The organism is Candidatus Merdisoma sp. JLR.KK006 (genome assembly GCF_036941035.1).
Taxonomy (GTDB): Bacteria; Bacillota; Clostridia; order Lachnospirales; family Lachnospiraceae; genus Laedolimicola.
Window position 1 is genome coordinate 17,508 of the sequence record NZ_JAYMNS010000039.1, and the last position, 18,595, is coordinate 36,102.

At 47.5% G+C, this 18,595-nt stretch carries 17 protein-coding genes; 2 read left to right on the top strand and 15 right to left on the bottom strand.

Features of this window, described 5'->3' with window-relative positions; translation table 11 throughout:
• The first annotated feature begins 151 nt into the window (after nt 1–151).
• Nucleotides 152–1,429, top strand: coding sequence for a nucleotidyltransferase (locus VSQ61_RS20490; protein WP_334346215.1), 1,278 nt, complete (start codon nt 152–154; stop codon nt 1,427–1,429).
• 58 nt (nt 1,430–1,487) lie between these two features.
• Here the strand turns inward: VSQ61_RS20490 and VSQ61_RS20495 are convergent, their stop codons facing one another.
• The 14 genes from VSQ61_RS20495 to VSQ61_RS20560 form a co-directional block, all read right to left on the bottom strand.
• On the bottom strand, nt 1,488–2,852 hold the full coding sequence (locus tag VSQ61_RS20495) for a PFL family protein (RefSeq protein ID WP_334346216.1): 1,365 nt from the start codon (nt 2,850–2,852) through the stop codon (nt 1,488–1,490).
• 23 nt (nt 2,853–2,875) lie between these two features.
• Nucleotides 2,876–3,145, bottom strand: a complete 270-nt coding sequence (locus VSQ61_RS20500) for an ACT domain-containing protein (RefSeq protein ID WP_334346217.1) — start codon at nt 3,143–3,145, stop codon at nt 2,876–2,878.
• 142 nt (nt 3,146–3,287) lie between these two features.
• The gene (locus tag VSQ61_RS20505) at nt 3,288–4,085 is read right to left on the bottom strand and encodes an MBL fold metallo-hydrolase (protein WP_334346218.1); all 798 of its coding nucleotides are present in this window, start codon (nt 4,083–4,085) and stop codon (nt 3,288–3,290) included.
• A gap of 79 nt (nt 4,086–4,164) precedes the next feature.
• Nucleotides 4,165–4,728 (bottom strand): hypothetical protein, encoded by a 564-nt coding sequence (locus VSQ61_RS20510; RefSeq protein WP_334346219.1) that lies wholly within the window; start codon nt 4,726–4,728, stop codon nt 4,165–4,167.
• Nucleotides 4,729–4,888: 160 nt separating this feature from the next.
• The gene (locus tag VSQ61_RS20515) at nt 4,889–5,092 is read right to left on the bottom strand and encodes a hypothetical protein (RefSeq protein ID WP_334346220.1); all 204 of its coding nucleotides are present in this window, start codon (nt 5,090–5,092) and stop codon (nt 4,889–4,891) included.
• A 137-nt stretch (nt 5,093–5,229) separates the two neighbouring features.
• Nucleotides 5,230–5,826, bottom strand: a complete 597-nt coding sequence (coaE, locus tag VSQ61_RS20520; RefSeq protein ID WP_334346221.1) for a dephospho-CoA kinase — start codon at nt 5,824–5,826, stop codon at nt 5,230–5,232.
• Between the two features lie 236 nt (nt 5,827–6,062).
• Nucleotides 6,063–8,702, bottom strand: coding sequence for a DNA polymerase I (gene polA / locus VSQ61_RS20525; RefSeq protein ID WP_334346222.1), 2,640 nt, complete (start codon nt 8,700–8,702; stop codon nt 6,063–6,065).
• Nucleotides 8,699–9,028 carry an anti-sigma factor family protein gene (locus VSQ61_RS20530; RefSeq protein ID WP_334346223.1) on the bottom strand — a complete coding sequence of 110 codons (330 nt, stop codon included), beginning with the start codon at nt 9,026–9,028 and terminating at the stop codon, nt 8,699–8,701. Before VSQ61_RS20530 ends, polA begins: the two co-directional genes overlap by 4 nt.
• A 200-nt stretch (nt 9,029–9,228) precedes the next feature.
• Nucleotides 9,229–10,296: a class II aldolase/adducin family protein gene (locus VSQ61_RS20535; RefSeq protein ID WP_334346224.1), complete on the bottom strand. Its 1,068-nt coding sequence runs from the start codon at nt 10,294–10,296 to the stop codon at nt 9,229–9,231.
• A 154-nt stretch (nt 10,297–10,450) separates the two neighbouring features.
• Nucleotides 10,451–11,857, bottom strand: coding sequence for a rhamnulokinase (rhaB, locus tag VSQ61_RS20540; protein ID WP_334346225.1), 1,407 nt, complete (start codon nt 11,855–11,857; stop codon nt 10,451–10,453).
• 69 nt (nt 11,858–11,926) lie between these two features.
• The gene (locus tag VSQ61_RS20545; protein WP_334346227.1) at nt 11,927–13,126 is read right to left on the bottom strand and encodes a substrate-binding domain-containing protein; all 1,200 of its coding nucleotides are present in this window, start codon (nt 13,124–13,126) and stop codon (nt 11,927–11,929) included.
• A 121-nt stretch (nt 13,127–13,247) separates the two neighbouring features.
• Complete coding sequence (locus VSQ61_RS20550) at nt 13,248–14,489, bottom strand: ABC transporter permease subunit (RefSeq protein ID WP_334346228.1); 1,242 nt, start codon at nt 14,487–14,489, stop codon at nt 13,248–13,250.
• The gene (locus tag VSQ61_RS20555; RefSeq protein ID WP_334346229.1) at nt 14,489–15,469 is read right to left on the bottom strand and encodes an ABC transporter permease; all 981 of its coding nucleotides are present in this window, start codon (nt 15,467–15,469) and stop codon (nt 14,489–14,491) included. The genes VSQ61_RS20550 and VSQ61_RS20555 overlap by 1 nt, the downstream gene beginning before the upstream one ends.
• A complete protein-coding gene (locus VSQ61_RS20560) occupies nt 15,466–16,980 on the bottom strand; it encodes a sugar ABC transporter ATP-binding protein (RefSeq protein ID WP_334346231.1) in 1,515 nt (504 codons plus the stop codon). The genes VSQ61_RS20555 and VSQ61_RS20560 overlap by 4 nt, the downstream gene beginning before the upstream one ends.
• Before the next feature lie 190 nt (nt 16,981–17,170).
• Here VSQ61_RS20560 and VSQ61_RS20565 point away from each other — a divergent pair, with 190 nt between their 5' ends.
• Nucleotides 17,171–18,019 (top strand): helix-turn-helix domain-containing protein, encoded by an 849-nt coding sequence (locus VSQ61_RS20565; RefSeq protein WP_334346232.1) that lies wholly within the window; start codon nt 17,171–17,173, stop codon nt 18,017–18,019.
• A 36-nt stretch (nt 18,020–18,055) separates the two neighbouring features.
• Here VSQ61_RS20565 and VSQ61_RS20570 read toward each other — a convergent pair whose 3' ends face one another.
• Nucleotides 18,056–18,307 (bottom strand): hypothetical protein, encoded by a 252-nt coding sequence (locus VSQ61_RS20570; RefSeq protein ID WP_334346233.1) that lies wholly within the window; start codon nt 18,305–18,307, stop codon nt 18,056–18,058.
• Between the last annotated feature and the right edge of the window lie 288 nt (nt 18,308–18,595).

The following is an 18,595-nucleotide window of genomic DNA, read 5'->3' on the forward strand; positions in this document are numbered from 1 at the left end:
CTGACGGGGCACCAAGCTTGTAGCGCAGCAAGCTGCGGGGTATTTGACCCTTGCGGCAGTCGCCAAACGGACATGCCAGCATGTCCGCTTGGCTCGTTGCCCGCAGAAATAAAAAACCACCAAGCAAATATCTGCAGAAAGGCACATCCTCATGAAAACCCTAGGAATCATCGCCGAATACAACCCTTTCCACAAAGGCCACGCCTATCACTTACAAAAAGCAAAGGAACTATCTGGTGCGGACTATACTGTTGTTGTTATGAGCGGCTCCTTCACCCAAAGGGGACTTCCTGCCCTTACCGATAAATACACCCGTGCCAAAACCGCTCTTTTAAACGGCGCTGATCTGGTTTTGGAGCTGCCAACCCCCTATGCCACCGGAAGTGCCGAGGCCTTTGCCCATGGAGCTGTCTCCCTTTTGGATTCTTTAGGCTGTATCGATACCCTCTGCTTTGGCAGCGAATCCGGAGATTTAGGCTCCATACTCTCCTATGCCCGGCTTTTCCAGGAAGAGCCAAAGGATTATCGGGAGCTTCTTAAATTCCACCTAAAGCAGGGACTTTCTTTTCCTGCTGCCAGAAGTAAGGCGGCTGAGGAATATCTATATTATACGGAGCATGTATGTGTATGCTCCCGGGAAGATGCGGACTGCCGCCAGGAATCAGAGCTTTTACAGCATCCCAACAACATTCTGGGGATTGAATACTGCAGGGCTCTCCTTGGCCGTCACAGTCAAATCCGTCCCATAACTCTTCCCCGGGCTTCCTCCGGATATCATGATCTGTCTATGAATACCGATTTTGCCTCCGCCTCCGCTATCCGAAAAGCTATTAGCAGGGAAGGTCTGTCCGAATCCGTACAGGCTCAGATCCCCTCCACTGCCTTCACTGTCTTAAAAAAGGCTTTGGAAAGCTGCCCTCCCATTGCCTTTGACGATTTTTCTTCCATCCTGTTCTACCGGCTGCTGAACCTAACCCGTAAGGAGCTGGCTGCTTTCCAGGATATTTCTTCAGATTTGGCTGCCCGCATGGAAAATTGCAAATATAAATTTTCTCGTATTTCTGCCTATGCCGATCTTTTAAAAACAAAGGAACTGACCCACAGCCGCATTACCCGTGCTCTCTGTCATATTCTTCTTGATCTCTGTCAAAAGGATCTGGAGCTGTTAAAGAAAGAAAACTGGCCCGTCTACCTTAAGCCCCTGGGCTTTCGTAAAAGCGCAGGCCCTCTTTTAGCTGCTGTTAAAGAAAAAAGCGCCTCACCCCTTCTTGTAAAAGCGGCGGACGCTTCTTCTTTGCTCACTCCGATTCAGTATGCTCTTTTTGAAAAGGATGTACAAGCTTCCCATATTTATGAATCCGCAAAAGTCTGCCAGCATGGTACCCGCTTTGTCCATGAATATACGAGGACTCCTGTCATCCTTCCATAAGCGCCTCTTTTCATCCTCGTTCACAGGAATCCCTGCCAAAAAACAAATCATCTCTCTCCTAATTCTTAAATGAATGAATCGGTGCCGGTATCCGTCCCCTGCGGCCTACAAAAGCATCGCAGGAAAAACGATTTACAGGCATAATCGGCGCATATCCCAGCAGCCCGCCAAATTCCACCATTTCCCCTACATCCTTCCCGATTACGGGAATCAGCCGCACGGCCGTAGTCTTCTGATTCACCATGCCAATAGCCATTTCATCCGCAATAATTCCGGAAATAGTGGTGGCTTTTGTATCTCCCGGAATGGCGATCATATCCAAACCTACTGAGCAGACACAGGTCATGGCTTCCAGCTTTTCCAGAGTCAAAGCCCCCGCCTGCACAGCGTCAATCATTCCCTGATCCTCACTGACCGGAATAAATGCTCCGCTCAATCCCCCCACATAGGAGGATGCCATGACACCGCCCTTTTTCACCTGATCATTGAGAAGGGCCAAAGCTGCCGTAGTTCCCGGTGCACCACACCGTTCCAGGCCAATTTCCTCCAGAATCTCTGCCACACTGTCGCCAATTGCCGGTGTCGGCGCTAAAGACAAATCCAAAATGCCAAAAGGAATCCCCAATCTTGCGGATGCTTCCTGAGCCACAAGCTGTCCTACTCGTGTGACCTTAAAGGCTGTTTTCTTAATGGTTTCACAGAGAACCTCAAAGCTCTCACCACGAACCTTCTCAAGAGCGTGCTTCACCACGCCGGGACCGCTGACACCTACATTGATGATTGCATCAGCCTCCGTAACTCCATGGAAAGCCCCCGCCATAAAGGGGTTGTCATCCGGCGCATTGCAGAATACTACCAGCTTAGCGCACCCAAGGGAGTCCTGCTCTTTCGTGTTTTCTGCCGTCTTAAGAATCATTTCTCCCATCAGGCGCACTGCGTCCATATTGATTCCGCATTTGGTAGAGCCCACATTGACAGAGCTGCAGACCCGATCTGTCCTGGATAAAGCCTCCGGTATGGAACGGATGAGATTTTCTTCTCCCTTAGTCATTCCCTTAGATACCAGAGCGGAATATCCTCCGATAAAGTTAACGCCCACCTGCTTTGCCGCCCGATCCAGAGTCTCGGCTATGGTCACGTAATCCTCCGGACAATGGCAGGCTGCCTCCCCGATAAGGGCAATGGGTGTCACTGAGATCCGCTTATTTACAATAGGAATCCCGAAATCCCGCTCAATGGCTTTTCCCGTTGCTGCCAAATCCTTTGCTGCCGTGGTTATTTTTTCATATATCTTCTGATTGAGCTTTTTAAGATCCGCATCAATGCAGTCCAGAAGGCTGATACCTAAGGTAATGGTACGCACGTCCAGGTTGTCCTGCTCAATCATCTGATTGGTTTCTCTTACCTCATATAAATTAATCATAAATGCATTTCCCCCTAGATAGTTTAGATCCGGTGCATCCGGTCAAAAATCTCCTCATGCTGGCACTTAATCACCACGCCAATCTCTTCGCCAATCTGCTCAAGCTCAGAGGAAAGATTTTCAAAGGACTTTACTTTTCCCGTATCTACTACCATCATCATATTGAAAAAGCCCTGAACGATCGTCTGAGAAATGTCCAGAATGTTTACGCCGTTTCCGGCTAGATAAGTACATACCTTTGCAATGATTCCTACGGTATCCTTTCCCACTACGGTAATAATTGTTCTTTTCATAATATATTGCTCCTCCTATTCACAAGATAATGCCCCTCACAGCGCCCTTTATGTTAGAAGGATTTTCAGCCGCTAAAACCTACTTCTGCAATTCTCTTTGGCACTGTATGAGGTACTACTTTTTTATTTCATTATGTATTCCTTATATCCGGATACATGGAGAGATCTCGTCCCTGCTTGCCACACTGATGGGAAAATCTCCCGGCTCATAAGGCGTATCCCCAAGCTGAACCTCCAGCTTCACCGTCTCCCTTGCCAGCTCCGCATAATTATTCTCCTTACTCAAATGCCCCAGAAGCACTGCCTTCATATTGTCATGAAGCACCTGGCAGAGAAGCTTTCCTGCGGATTCATTGGACAGATGCCCTCGCTCTCCGGCAATCCGGCGTTTCAGATAATAGGGATATCCCCCTACCTCCAGCATATGAATGTCATGATTCGCCTCCAGCAATAATACATCCAGCTCTTTCAGGCACTCCACCGTGTAATCCGAATAAACACCCAAATCCGTAGCCACGGCTGCCGATCTGTTGCCGCATGTTATGCGATAAGCCACCGGCTCCGCCGCATCATGAGAAATAGAAAAAGGCGAGATCTTCAGATCTCCAATATCAAAAGGCATATCTGCCTGTATCTCCACAAACAGCTCCTCATTTATCTTTCCAAGCCCGTCCATACCCCGAATAGCCGCCGCTGTTCCCGGTGTAGTATAAATAGGAATCTCATACTTACGTGCCAGTACGCCAAGCCCTTTGATGTGATCGGAATGCTCATGGGTAATCAGGATTCCATTCACATCATTTCCCTTAAGATCAAGCTCCTTTAACCCCGCCTCCACACGCTTACCGCTGATTCCGGCGTCAATCAGTATATGATTATTCTCGGAACCGATATAGATACAGTTGCCGCTGCTTCCGCTGGCGATACTGCACATTCTCATCTCTTTTGTTCTCCTTTTCCGAAATATCCTTTTTCCCGGCCTTCAGCGGATATTTGCCAAGATATCAGCCATGCCTTTCTTAGTTTATGACCAGTTCCCAATCCGTTCCGTCATCAATGCTGATACTGCTCACAGTCTCCGAACCCTCGTCAAACTGGAACGTATACTCAAATTTCCCATCTTCAAAGTCCAGATATGTTTCATGATCCAGCGTCATCTTGGCTCCGCTCATGGCTTCTTTGATCTGATCTCTTGTATATCCTTCATAATTTACGCCATTGATCAGAATCTCCCCGGTGTCGTAATCGGGATCCTCATAATCAATCACTACCCGAAATACTTTTCCCTCTTCAAAATCAATTTCCTTGGAACTCTTATTGGCAGCATACATGGTTCCGTAAGTAACATCACCTTTCATGGCATAAAAATTCTCCCATGAATTGCTGTCAATCCGTGATTTGGCACTGTAAGAGTACTGATCCGTAAATCCCGCTTCCATGGCGGCTCCTACCTTTGTTTTTCCCAGTTCCAGTTCGAAAGTACCGTCATAGGTCAGCACAGTCTTTTTTCCGAAAGAACAGCCGGTTAAAAGAAACAGTCCTGTTAACAGAATACTTACATACAATTTTTTTCTGATGTGCATTTGTCTTTCCCTCCCCGTTTTTCCTTCTAAAGATACGTCATTTTGCCTTTCTTGTCAATCTTCCATAAGCAAGCCGTCTTCTCAATGGTATTATTAGAAATTGTCGTATTGTTTTTCCTCTCATTTTTGTCTCCATCTTCTTATTGTATTATTACACAATTCATTTCTTAGAATTGTGATTTTCTGTCAACTTCGGCAGATTATTCAAGCTTACGGCCACCAACGTCTGTATCTGCTGTACTGCTAATTGGCGAAGCAATTCCATTCGTTCTTTTTGATTCTTTCTCTGACTAATCAAAACAGCATTATAACTTTCTAAATTCGCAAGTACTAATAATTGGTTCAATGTTGCCGCATCTCTCATGTCCCCCTCGAATTCGAGGGGGGGTAAAATCTGGATTATGCAGTCCTTCCCAGGAAAATAGCTTCAGCAGGAAAAACTCCGCTTTTACGTTGATTACGCTGTCAGGTTTTTTGTGGGAAAGCATTACAACCGTCTCCTCATATTTTCTTTTGCAAAAGAACCCGTATCTGCTCGCAAGCTGCTTCAATCGTTCCACTGTTGTCAATGACCACCTGACAGTGTTTCCGAAATTCCTCATCTGCAAGCTGGCTTTCAAACACTGCCGTAGTCTTCTCATCCGTGTAGCTGCGGGAGACCCGAAGGCGCTCTCGTCGAACTGCCTCGTCCGCATACACATACCACAGTTCATCGCAGATTTCCTCATAATGATCTTCTATCAGCAATGCCGCTTCTATAATAAACAACCGGATTCCGCCCTCACTGCGGGCCTTTGCAATTTCCTTTCGGGCCAGCGCCTTTACCGCCGGGTGGATGATCCCGTTGAGATATTTTCGCTTTTTTTCATCGGAAAAGACCTGGGCTCCCAGCGCCTGCCGGTCAATCCGTCCGTCTGCGGCGAGGATTCCTTTTCCAAAATATTCTACAATCTGTCCGTAGGCATCCGTCCCCGGCTCCATTACCTGATGGCCTGCCTGATCCGCCTGAAACACTTGAGCCTTATAAGCTTCTTCCAAGAAGGACAGCAGCCGGCTTTTCCCTGCGCCGACGCCTCCTGTAATCCCTATTACCCGCATATTCTATTCCAGTTCCGCAGTTCCCGTACCTCACCCCTTTAACAGAAGGATTCCCGGCCGTTCAATACCGTCCGTAAATCCTTCTGGGCGATGTCCGGCAACTGCTGTTTTCCAGTTCCGCAGTTCCCGTACCTCACCCCTTTAACAGAAGGATTCCCGGCCGTTCAATACCGTCCGTAAATCCTTCTGGGCGATGTCCGGCAACTGCTGTTTTCCAGTTCCGCAGTTCCATATTTCTAATGAGCCTCGTACCAGTTTCCTCCCTGCTTCATATCAATCTCTAAAGGAACCGAAAGCCTGGCCGCCCCATGCATTTCCTCCGAGAGAATCCTTTTCACCTGCTCGATTTCCTCCAAATGAGTCTCCACCAGAAGCTCATCATGCACCTGGAGAAGCAGACGGGAACGCAGCCCCTCTTCTTTTAATCTTCGCTCCACACGAACCATGGCAATCTTAATAATATCCGCTGCCGTTCCCTGAATAGGGGCATTCATGGCAACCCGCTCCCCAAAGGATCGCTGCATAAAATTGGAGGATTTAAGCTCCGGCACCTGCCGCCTGCGTCCAAACATAGTGGTCACATAGCCTTTTTCCTTTGCATCCTTTACGCAGCCGTCCAAAAACTCTTTAATCTTTGGATACGTCTCAAAATATTTCTGAATATATTCCTGGGCTTCCTTTCGGGTAATGCTTAGATCCTGAGACAAGCCAAAGGAGCTGATCCCATACACAATTCCAAAATTCACAGCCTTGGCATTCCGCCGCTGGAGATCCGTCACCTCATCAAAGGGAATATGAAATACCTGGGAAGCCGTCAAACGGTGAATATCCTGAGCCTCCCGATATGCCTGAATCAGATTCTCATCCCCGGACATATGAGCCAATACCCGAAGCTCAATCTGAGAATAGTCCGCATCCAACAGCGTATATCCTTTCGCCGGAACAAATACCTTGCGAATCATCCGTCCCAATTCCATTCGGATGGGAATGTTCTGCAAGTTAGGCTCCACGCTGCTCAGACGCCCGGTTGCCGTGATAGTCTGCTGAAAAGTGGTATGAATCCTCTGATCCCCTCCAATATAGACTGCCAGCCCATCCGCATAGGTGGATTTAAGCTTCGTCAATTGACGGTATTCCAGAATATGAGACACAATCGGGTGTTCCGGTGCAAGCTTTTCCAGAACATCCGCCGAGGTGGAATAGCCCGTCTTTGTCTTTTTTCCGCCCTTCATTCCCATTTTTTCAAATAAAATCACGCCAAGCTGCTTGGGAGAATTGATATTGAATTCCTCCCCTGCCTCCTGATAGATCTCTTTTTCCAGCTCCCCTATTCGAACAGCCAATGCATCGCCGTAGGTCTTAAGCTCCTTAGCCTCCACCTGTACGCCTGCACGCTCCATGGAAAAGAGGGTAAACACCAACGGCATCTCCATGTTCTCATAAAGCTCTTCCATACCCTCTTCCCTGATTCGTGCCCGTATGGGAGACAAGACCTCATAAAGTACATAGCTCAAATAACCTGCATAAATCCGAAATTCCTCCGGCTTTTCCTCCAGAACTTCAGAAAGCTTCTGTTTCCCAAAAAGCTCTGCTCTTGAAGGCACCGAAAGTCCCAGATATTCCCCAGCCAGCTCTTCACTGGAATAGCTGTCTTTCAGGGGATTCAGAAGATAAGCTCCAATCTCCACATCCCAAAAAGCCGGGGACGTCTTTACATCCAAAAACTTAAGCTGTTCTTTTAAGCCTAAGCATACAATTTCTTTCACGCCTGCCAAAGCCCTGGACAGCCGTTCCGTAAGAAAGCCTTCTGTTAGAAAGCCCTGAACCGGGAAAATATATACCTCCTGTGCTGACAAAGCCAGAGAAAGCGCAAGTACCTCCTTGCCCTCCCGGATCAATTCAAAGGCCAGACGCTCCTGCTTTTCTGCCTTCTCAAACAGATTTTCCGCCTCTCCCAGATCCGTAACTGTCCGAAAGCTCTTTTCGACAGCCTCATTAGCGAGAGCCTCCACAGAGAAACGGGACAGCATATTTTTAAACTCCAGTTCCTTAATGATCTCATAGGCTTCTTTTGTGTAAATGTCTCCAAGGCGTGCCGCTTCCCAGTCATAATCGTAGTCACAGTCAATGTTGATGGTTGCTAGAGCCTTGCTCATCTGAGCCATATCGTAATGGTTCCTCAATGCCTCTTTTGCCCGGTTGGGAGTAATCTCATCCACATGGGCATATGCATTCTCAATACTTCCATACTTTACAATGAGATTGGTGGCCGTCTTCTCCCCAATGCCCGGAACACCGGGGATATTGTCAGAAGAATCGCCCATAAGCGCTTTCAATTCGATAATCTGCAAAGGCGTTATCTGATAACGGTCAATTACGTCCTGGGTATTGTAATTTTCAATCTCCGTCACGCCGCCCTTTGTCTTAGGCATGCGGATTCGAATATGCTCCGTGGCAAGCTGAAGCAAATCCCGATCGCCGGAAAGCACAATCACGTTAAGGCCTTTCTTCTCACTGCGCTTTGCGGCTGTTCCCAGAAGATCGTCCGCCTCCAGGCCCGCCTTTTCCATGGTAAGAATCCCCATGGCATGCAGCAGCTTCTTTAACACCGGAACCTGCTCATGGAGTTCTTCCGGCATAGGCTTTCTTGTTCCCTTATATTCCGCATACATCTCATGGCGAAAAGTAGGTGCCTTTACGTCAAAGGCCACTGTCACATAATCCGGCTTTTCCTCCTCCAGAACTTTAAACAGCGTATTCATAAACCCAAAAACAGCATTCGTATGAAGCCCCCGGGAGTTGGTCAGATTTGTCACTCCGTAAAAGGCCCGATTAATTATGCTGTGTCCGTCAACAAGTAAGATTTTTTCACTCATATTTTTAACATCTCCATTATCATAATTCCGGTCAATGCCGCCATAGCAAGCACCTGGGACAGCACATAGTACACATCAAAGATTTTTTTCCCCCGAATACGCATCTCAGAAGCCCAAAGGGACTCTTCCAAAAGCTTATGCATATTCTGATCCTCTCCGCCCTCCTCAAGCTGCGCAAGGCCTGTGTAGATAGTATAATAGATCTCCAGCTCTTCATAGCAGTCCTGACATGTATGGACATGGGCCAGAAAAGCGCTCAATTCCTTGTCCGTCAGCTCCTTATTGATATATGGCATTACCATCTGCTCCGCTTCTTTACAAGTCATAGTCTGGCTCCTTTCCTTGCATTTCAGGCAAATTCACCTTGCCCGCCGGGTGTTTCTTCAAACATTCTACCATTCCCATCTTTAAATTACAACCTTACTTTTCCCATAAACAGAAACAGAGATACGCCTTGAGCATATCTCTGTCCAATAAGTTTGGAACCTGCTTCCAAACCTGTTGTTCATGATTCAGTACAAATCTTTTATGCCTGCTTCTTCCGGTAAGATTCCGCCTCCCAATGGGTGATAAAGTAAGTCAGCTCATCCGTCATAGGAAGAATTCCGCCGAATTTCTCCGCATAATAAGCCACCTTCATAGCATCCGTAAGAAGAAGCTCCGCATTCTTAATCTCCTTCTCGCTCTGGCAGAGGGCAAAGGCCCCCACATTCTGCATAAGGACAATCTTCGGATAATCCCCTTCCTTCTCCTTAAATGCGTTCAGCGCCGTCTCCAAATCCTCATCCTGTCCCACAAACAATGGAAATGCACCGCAGTATACAATGTGATCCGGTGTAAACGGCTTTAAAAGCGCCTGTGCCTTCTCTTTGCTGCTGACGAAATGAACGGCTTCCCGTATAGGCAGGAACTCCGCTGCCCGGCCGGTAACGGCATGAAGCTTCGCTGTCAGCTCATCCTTCCCCTCTGTCCGAACGTAAGCCTCCAGCTTATCAATCACATCTGCCAGAATCCGGTCAATCTCTTCCACAGTCTCCGCAGCAATAAAGATACCATGGTTCTGCAGAAGCACAACCTGTACCTCCTGGCCATGTTCCTTCCTGTAAACCTTCATAGCCTCATTGCACAGCTTGCCAAGCGTATATCCCGGACGGCAGATGGGTATCCAGATCATCTGAGAGCCCAGAATCTCCTTTGCCAGCTCTTCGGCACCCTTGGAGCAGGTCAGGCCATTAATAAGCGCCGGATGAATGTGAAGCACAAAGGTCTGCGGGAACAGGCTGTGAAGCAGTGCCTCCACGCTCGGCCGTTTGCTCAGGTCCTCGTCACAGCGGGCATCCATCACATCCTTAAGGAATGCCGCCTCCCTTGCCGCATCCTCAGCCGGATAGTCCTTCTCCATCAGAGCCGTAAGCTTGGCAATATCCATAGCCACAAAGCCCTCTGCCGTAATGGTTCCCAGGCTGGTTCCTGAGCATTTTACATAGAGTACCCCGCCCTTCTTATAGGAAGTATTGCCGCCGCCTGCCAGCACCAGATCCGGATTCTTCCCGTGCTTATTTGACATTTCAACTAATTTCGTTAAATCTACCATGATTTTTCTCCTATTTTCATTCCGCACAACCCCAATAACACATAAGATACGGAACCATTTCCAGCCGCTAAACATATACATTTCCACATGTTCTTAAATGGCTCCATGCATTATTTGAATTCTGCTGATTTGTACAGATAAAGCCATTTCCGCTCTACGCCCGGAAGGAACGTACTTCAAAAGAATTCCGAATGCACACCCTGGCATCCCAAATGTCCCGAAGCTCCCCTGCCGCAATCATCTGGGCTGCCAGATTGCCCAGAGCTGTAGCCTCTCCAGGTCCTGCCACAACTTCCTTCCCGGTATAACGGGCCGTCAGTTCATTGAGATAATCCGCATTGGAACCCCCGCCCACTACATGAATCTTCTCATAATGCTTTCCTGTCAGTTCTTCAATCTCCCGAACCGTCTCCCCATAGCTGCGGGCCAAATTCTGATAAATCACCGTGGCAAGCTCTCCCGGAGTCTCAGGCACCCTCTGGCCATGCTGCCGACAATATTCCCGAATCGCCTCAATCATGCTGTCCGGTGCCAGAAAGCTTCCGTCATTCACATCTATCACCGCCGGAAAATCCGAAACCTTCTCCGCCATCTCACAAAGCTCCCCATAGCTGTATTTCTTCGGCAGTTCCTTTCGCACAGACTGAATCATCCAAAGCCCCATAATATTCTTCAAAAACCGGAAGCGATAATTTACACCGCCCTCATTGGTAAAGTTTGCCCTGCGGCTATCTTCCCTGCAGTCTGCTTCTTTCAGTTCCGTTCCCATCAGCGACCAGGTACCTGAGCTGATATAGATCACATCCTCCTCCGTAGAGGGAACGGCCAGAACCGCCGAAGCCGTATCGTGGGTGGCCGGCTGCATCACCGTACAGGAGAAGCCAACCTCTTCCTCCACCTCTTTTTTTAAGGGTCCTACCACCGTACCCGGAAGGCTGATAGGCCCGAAGATTTCCTTTTTATAACCCAAACGTTCAATTAATTCAAAGTCCCAGTCCTTAGTCACAGGACTTACAAGCTGTCCGGATGTGGCATTGGTATACTCCGTCTTCGCCACTCCCGTCAGCAGATAATGAAAATAATCCGGAAGCATCAAAAGCTGCTCCGCTTTATCCATCAGTTCCGGCTGCTGTTCCTTTACTGCCATCAACTGGTAAATCGTATTAAAAATCTGCTTTTGAATTCCTGTTCTTGCATACAGCTCTTCGGGGGAAATGATCTCATAGACCTTATCATCCATGCCCTCTGTCCGCTTATCCCGATAACCTACCGCATCCCCCAGACGTTCCCCGTTTTTGTCCAGAAGAACATAGTCTACCGCCCAGGTATCCACACCCATACTCACCGGAATCTTGCCAAGCTCCTTACAGCGCTTCATTCCGGCCTTAATTTCTCCAAATAAACCATCCGCATCCCAGCACAAATGGCCATTTTTCGGCTTCATCCCATTGTCAAAGCGGTAGATCTCCTCCAGAACCATCTTTCCATCCTCAAGATGTCCCAGAATATGACGTCCGCTGGAAGCGCCGATATCGACTGCCAGATAATAGGTGTTGCTCATACTTTTCTCCTTTTTTAAAACAGGGGACTGCAGGCGCAGTCCCCCAGTTTTCATATGTCTAACAAAATCTTACAGCTTGTCAATCCACTCAGCCATGTTGCCCTTGTAGAAGATGTACGGTGTACCAGCCAGAACAAAAGTTCCGTCGCCCTGTGTATAAACGCTGTAATCCTCTTCCGCATAGTCACGGAATGCAGCCATAGTAAAGGTCTCACCGTCTGTTCCTGCCCAGCCATTGGTCAGAGCAGCGTCAATTGCAGCACCTGCTACAGCGCCAAGATGAATAACATCCCACAGCATCATGTAGGGGCATACATAAGTGAAAGCATCCTCGTCCGCACTGTTGGGCATGAAGGACTGCATCTCGGAAGGAAGTCCAAGACCTGTCAGCTTAATTTCGCTGTTCGCCTGCTTCAGAACCTGGCCTGCTGCTGCGATACCAACTGTTGTCGGAGAAATGATACAGTCAACCTTATTCTCTGCTACGAAAGCATTTGCCTGAGTCGTAGACTCTGTCGGGTCATCATTTCCATACTTCTTGTCAAGCTCGGGGCTGACCTTGCCTGCGTACATATCCTTTGCAAGCTCTACTTCCATAGCCGCGATCCAGCTGTTCTGTACAGGAGTATCAACACCTGCGGAAAGAACGCCAAGAACGATCTCGTCGCCTGAGTAGCTGCCAAGCTGCTCTGCTACTACTTCTTCCATAGTCTTATCTTCCGGATAATCTACACCAAGAGTAATCAGAACGGCTGCCTGTACCAGATAAGATCCGATATCCTGAACCTCTGCCTGGTTGATGTGTGCCAGACGATAGTTTACACTTGCCTCAGAGTCGATGGAAACGATGGGGATTCCGGCATCCTTTGCCTTCTGGAATACTTCATCATATCCGGTATCACCGTTGGTGGAAATAACGATAGAGGCAACACCCTTTGTAATCAGCTCATCCAGCATCTGAACCTGAGCTGCTACGGTAGTCTCAGCCGGGCTGGTGTACTCAGTCTCATAACCAAGTGCACTCATGTACTCGCTGTAGCCCTCATACATCAGATCACCAAAGCTGTTACCGGTAGACTTGAACATAAAGATGTGTTTTCCGGAGCCATCAGCTGCCGGTGCAGGAGCCTCTGCATCATCTCCGCCCTCAGCCGGAGCCTCTGCTGCCGGCGCATCAGTTGCCGGAGCTTCTGTTTCTTTGGAACCGCAGGCAGCAAGTCCTGCAATCATGCTCACACTGAGCATCAGAGCTAAGAATTTCTTCATCATAATTAAGTATCCTCCTTTTAATTTTGACTTTCTATATATACGGAGCGCTCTAAACTCCGGATATACCTTGATTTACCCACCCTGAAAGGGTATGTGTTGCGGGATGCCCTTGGGATATACCTTATGAAAAACGTTCCTTGTTTTTGCGGGCATCCTCTGCAAGCTCCGCTTTCATCTGTGCGGTTTTCTCCTTGCAGGTAGTCCGGAGAGTTGTAATCTTCTCCTCCAGCTTACGGATCTTTCCGTCCGTATCCCCGTCTTTCTTAAGCTTTGCAATCTCTGCCCGAAGCTCTTTTACCTCTGCGGCAGTCTTCACATTCAAAGCTTCAATATTCTTATTGTTCTTATACAGAACCTTTAACTTAACATCTGCAATCAACTGCCGGTTCACACTTGGAATGAGTACCGCAATCAGCAGAACGATACCGGTTACAATCTTACGGGTATTGGCATCCACGCCAATGAGACCCAGCGTATACAGCAGGAATGCCATAATAAAGGTAGAGATAAAGGGACCATAGACCTTACCCTTTCCGCCATTGGTAGACACACCGCCCAGTACACAGATTGCAATCGTATCCATCTCATATCCCGTACCCATAGAGGAGGAAAGTCCGCCGCCCATACGTCCTACAAAGAAAATGGAACCAACACCTGCCATCACTCCCATGAGAATGAAGACAACCAGCTTTACACGCTCCACACGAATGCCGGAATAAGCCGCCGTAACAGGATTGTTTCCTACAATATACAGCTTCCGCCCAAAGGTGGATCGATGCAGAATAAAGTAGAAAATTATCGTAATAATGGTATACAGCACCATACAGATAGGGAAGATTCCCCAGTTTCTCCAGCCAATGGCATTGTAGAAAGCCGGAAAGTTCTTCAGTGAATTTACATCCAAAATAATCTCTACAATTCCCCGGAAAAGCATGGAAGTGGAAATGGTTACAATAACCGCAGGCATCTTAATATATCCAACCAGAAAACCATTAAAAGCTCCGCAGAACGCTCCCGTAAGAACGCCTGCCAGTACTGCTACAATCGCCGGCGCTCCGTTCTGGTACAGAAGTCCCGTAGTCATTCCTGAGAGAACCATATTAGACGCAATGGATACATCAATATCTCCCAGCATCAGCACAAACACCATACCCATTACCATGGGAGAGAGATCCAGCCCCGACTGAATAATAGACTGAATGGTGCCGATGTTAAAATACAGTGCCGGTCTTGCTGCTGCCAGAATCAGGTTAATGAGAATCAGTATGTAAATCAGTATCATTTCCCATTTTACCAGGAACTTACTCAGTTGAAAACCCTCTTTTACAGTCAGATCCCTAACTGTTGCTTTATTCTCAGCCATCAGAGCAGTGCCCCCCTTTCTTTCAGGACACGCTTCTCAGCAGAACGTGTCATGGCAATATTCAGGAATACGGCTGCAATAATGATAGCTCCCTGCAATGCTTTCTGCCATACGGACAGACCCGGAAGCAGACTGATAAACTGGGTAATCACACTCATCATCAGCCAGCCAATGAGAACTCCGTCCACTGTTCCACGGCCGCCCGTAATGCTGACACCGCCCAGGATGCAGATGGCAATCGCCTGCAGCTCATAGCCATCGCCGTTACTGTATGTACACATGGCATAGTTTGCCGTGTAAAGCATTCCGGAAAGGCCTGCCAGCGCACCACAGATAACAAATGCCAGGAAGCGTACCCTTGCTTCCTTGATACCTGCAACCTTTGCGGATTCCACATTCGTACCGATTGCATAAATCCGGCGTCCGGTCGTCCGGTAGTTCAGATACCAGGCCGCCACAATAAAGACAAAAGCCGAAATCCAGAGAATCGCCGGCACTCCCGCAATGCTCTTTGCCGCCCATGCCTGGTAAGACTCGGAAATCTGATGAGGGAACCACCAGTTACCGCCGCTGAGCAAAAAGGCAAAGCCTCTGTATATATACATAGTGCCAAGTGTCGCTATCATAGGAACCACTTTTAAGTAGCCCACTATAAAGCCGTTAAATGCCCCGCAGATAATTCCAATCACAAGGCTCAGCAGTACCCACACAACCGAAGGAATCTCCATGTGGCTGCTCATTAGGGAAGTACATACCACGCCGGAAAGCCCCAGAATGGAACCCACAGACAGGTCAATGCCTCCCGTCACAAGCACAATCATCATTCCCACTGCCAGGAATACGTAAACCGCATTGTTCCTCAGCATGGAAATCAGTGCATTTACCGTTAACATGGACGGTGTAATAATTGCCGCCAGCACCAAAAGTCCGATCAGGCCGAATACAAGGCCGATATTTCGATATCCGAATAGCTTCTTCATGCCCTGGCCTCCTTCCTCTGCTCACCTAACGATGCCGCCATAATCATTTCCTGCGATACCTCTTTGTTATCAAACTCACCGGTTACATGTCCGGACTTCATAACCACGATCCGATCCGCCATGCCCAGAACCTCCGGCATCTCCGAGGAAACCATAATGATTGCATAGCCGTTTGCCGCCAGCTCATTCATAATCTCATAGATCGAATACTTTGCACCCACGTCAATACCCTTGGTAGGCTCGTCAAGAATCAGCACCTTTAAGGAGCAGTTCAGAAGCTTGGCAAATACAACCTTCTGCTGATTACCGCCTGACAGTGAGGAAGGCGGCGCACTGATGTCCTTTGCTTTCAGAGAAATCTTCTGGCAAAGCTCAATGGCTTTTTGAATCTCCGCTTTCTCATCCAGCATGCTTGCCTTGGCAAACTGCTTCATATCCGCTGAGGATACGTTCTGATAGATAGGAAGCTCATTGATAAGCCCCTGGGTCTGCCGGTTCTCCGGAAGCAGCCCGATGCCATATTCAAAGGCCTCTACCGGAGTCTTTATTTTAACCTCTTTTCCCTCTAAAACAATCCGTCCGCTGTCCGGATTCATAATCCCGAAGATGGTCTGGCATACCTCCGTACGCCCTGCGCCTACCAACCCGGTAAGTGCAAGAATCTCTCCCTTTTTCACCTCAAAGGAAATATTCTTGAAGTAGCCTTCTTTGGAAATATTCTCTACCTTCAATACGGTCTCGCCGATTTTGGCCGTCTTTTCCGGATACATCTGATCCAGCTCACGTCCTACCATGGCCCCTATGAGCTTCTGGTTGGAAATCTTATCCACATCCCAGCAGCCTATGTACTGCGCATCCCGGAACACGGTCACCCGGGTAGCCAGCCGGTACATATCCTCAAAACGGTGAGAAATCAGAATAATGGAAACGCCCTCATTGCGCAGCCGCTCCGCAATGGTATAAAGCTCCTCGCACTCATTGGCTGTCAGGGATGCCGTGGGCTCATCCATGATCAGGATTCTCGCATCTCTGGAGAGCGCTTTTGCAATCTCCACAAGCTGCTGAGCCGCAACACTTAAGGAACCCATGGGCTTTGTTACGTCGATCTCCTTGCTCAAAGGCTCAATCAGTTCCTTTGCACGCTGGTTCATCTGACGCCAGTCATACATGCCCAGCTTGTTCTTAATCTCCTGCCCCATGAAAATATTTTCAGTCACAGACAGATCCGGGAATGCCGTTACGTGCTGATAAATAGCTGCGATACCCAGCTTTGCCGAATCCATGGTGTTCCGGGGTGTAATCCGTTCTCCCTCTAACAGCATGATTCCGCTGTCCGGCTGATGAACGCCTGTGATAACTTTGATGAAGGTGGATTTTCCTGCGCCGTTCTCACCCATCAGTGCATGAATTTCACCTTTCTTCAGTTGAAACTGCACGCCTGCCAGGGCGGTGACGCCACCAAAGGTCTTGACCACATCCTTCAGTTCGAGAATGTAATTTTGCTCGTTCACCCTATCTTCTCCTTCCTTGCTTGGTCTTCATATTTCTAGCTAACCCTAAAATACGCTAATATTCAATATCAAATATTGTTTTTTAGGTATCACATATTGCTTTTCTAGCATTTTTGTGCTATATTAGAGAAAAATTCGTTAATTATTTGTCATTTCAAACAATCGTTCCCAAATAAGAAAGGAAATTCGTATGAAATTACCACAAAAGGAATATCCTCCCAAATATATCCACAAGTCAAATCTTCTACCGGATAAATCCGTAAGCCTCCCCTTTCAAGTATTAAAGTGCGGTTTTTCCAACGAAAGGGATCTGAGCTGTGATGCCAACTATGCCGAGTTCATTATTTTTTACGTTTTAGAAGGCGTTGCCCAGTATACCAAATACAAAGAGATCCAGTATGTCCATCCGGAGCATATTATCATCTCCAACTGCAACACAAGGCTGCGCTTCTCCAAAGCCACGCCGGAATGGAAATACTTCTATGTACTTTTTTCCGGGAGTCATGCCAAGCTCTACTATAACATGATACGGGGGAAAAAGGGGGTTATACCCATTACGCCCCTCCACAATATCTGCTCCCATTTTACCACCCTGTGTTCCTATAACTATACAAAGGATCTTTATGTCCAAATGGAAGCCTGCTATCTGCTGCACCAGATTATTCACGAGCTTCTGATTGTAACCCATGAGATAGAGGAAGCAAGGCTTTTGACCCCTGTGCAGCAGACCATTGTGAATACTGCCCTTAAATATATTGACGATCACTACAAAGATGAGCTGTCCGTAGATATTATCTGTCAGAAGGTGAACTTTTCCAAGTTCTATTTTTGTAAGATTTTTAAGGCGCATACGGGAAAAACCCTGTATCAGTACTTGACTGAATACAGGGTTAACAAATCCAAAGAGTATCTTACCTATTCTAAGCTGTCTATTCATGCAATTGCAATAGAGGTCGGCTTCAAAAATACACTTGCCTACAGCCGTTCCTTTAAAAAATTCACGGATATGACGCCTAGTGAGTTTCGGGAAGCCTTTTAGGGCTTATAGGGAATTCCCAACTGTGTAAATTCTACATTACGAGGCTGCCAGTTCCTCTTCTCTTGGAGCCTGATTCTGCAGACTGGCAATTACATCCTCTGCGGAAAGTTCATTTTCCTGCATGTACGCATAAAGTTCCTGCATTTCCTCGTCCCGTTTTGCTTTCAGAAGATCTTCTCTCTCCTTTTGAAGCAAGGAAACAGCCTCCGTATGCTTTTTCAGCTTCTCCGCATTTTCAGTCAGCAATTCTTCATAGGTTTTTCTAGCTCTTGTTCTTGGCCTTGCCATATGTTTGTCCTCCTGCTTTTTCATATTACTAGTAGTATATGTTAAACATGGATAAAATATGCAGATAAATAAAAATAGCTGCATGAACATATTGATATAAAGTCTCGTAAATGTGCTTGTGTAATTTTTTTTACAATTAAAAATGAGGACATGCAAGATCTCCTTTCTTAAGTTTAGGGAATCAAGGGCAATCAGATTAATAAAATAAAAAATTGCCGAAAACACTCGTAAAATCAAGCATTTCAGCAATTTTCTTTCCTGCCGGCAGCGGGACTTGAACCCGCACGT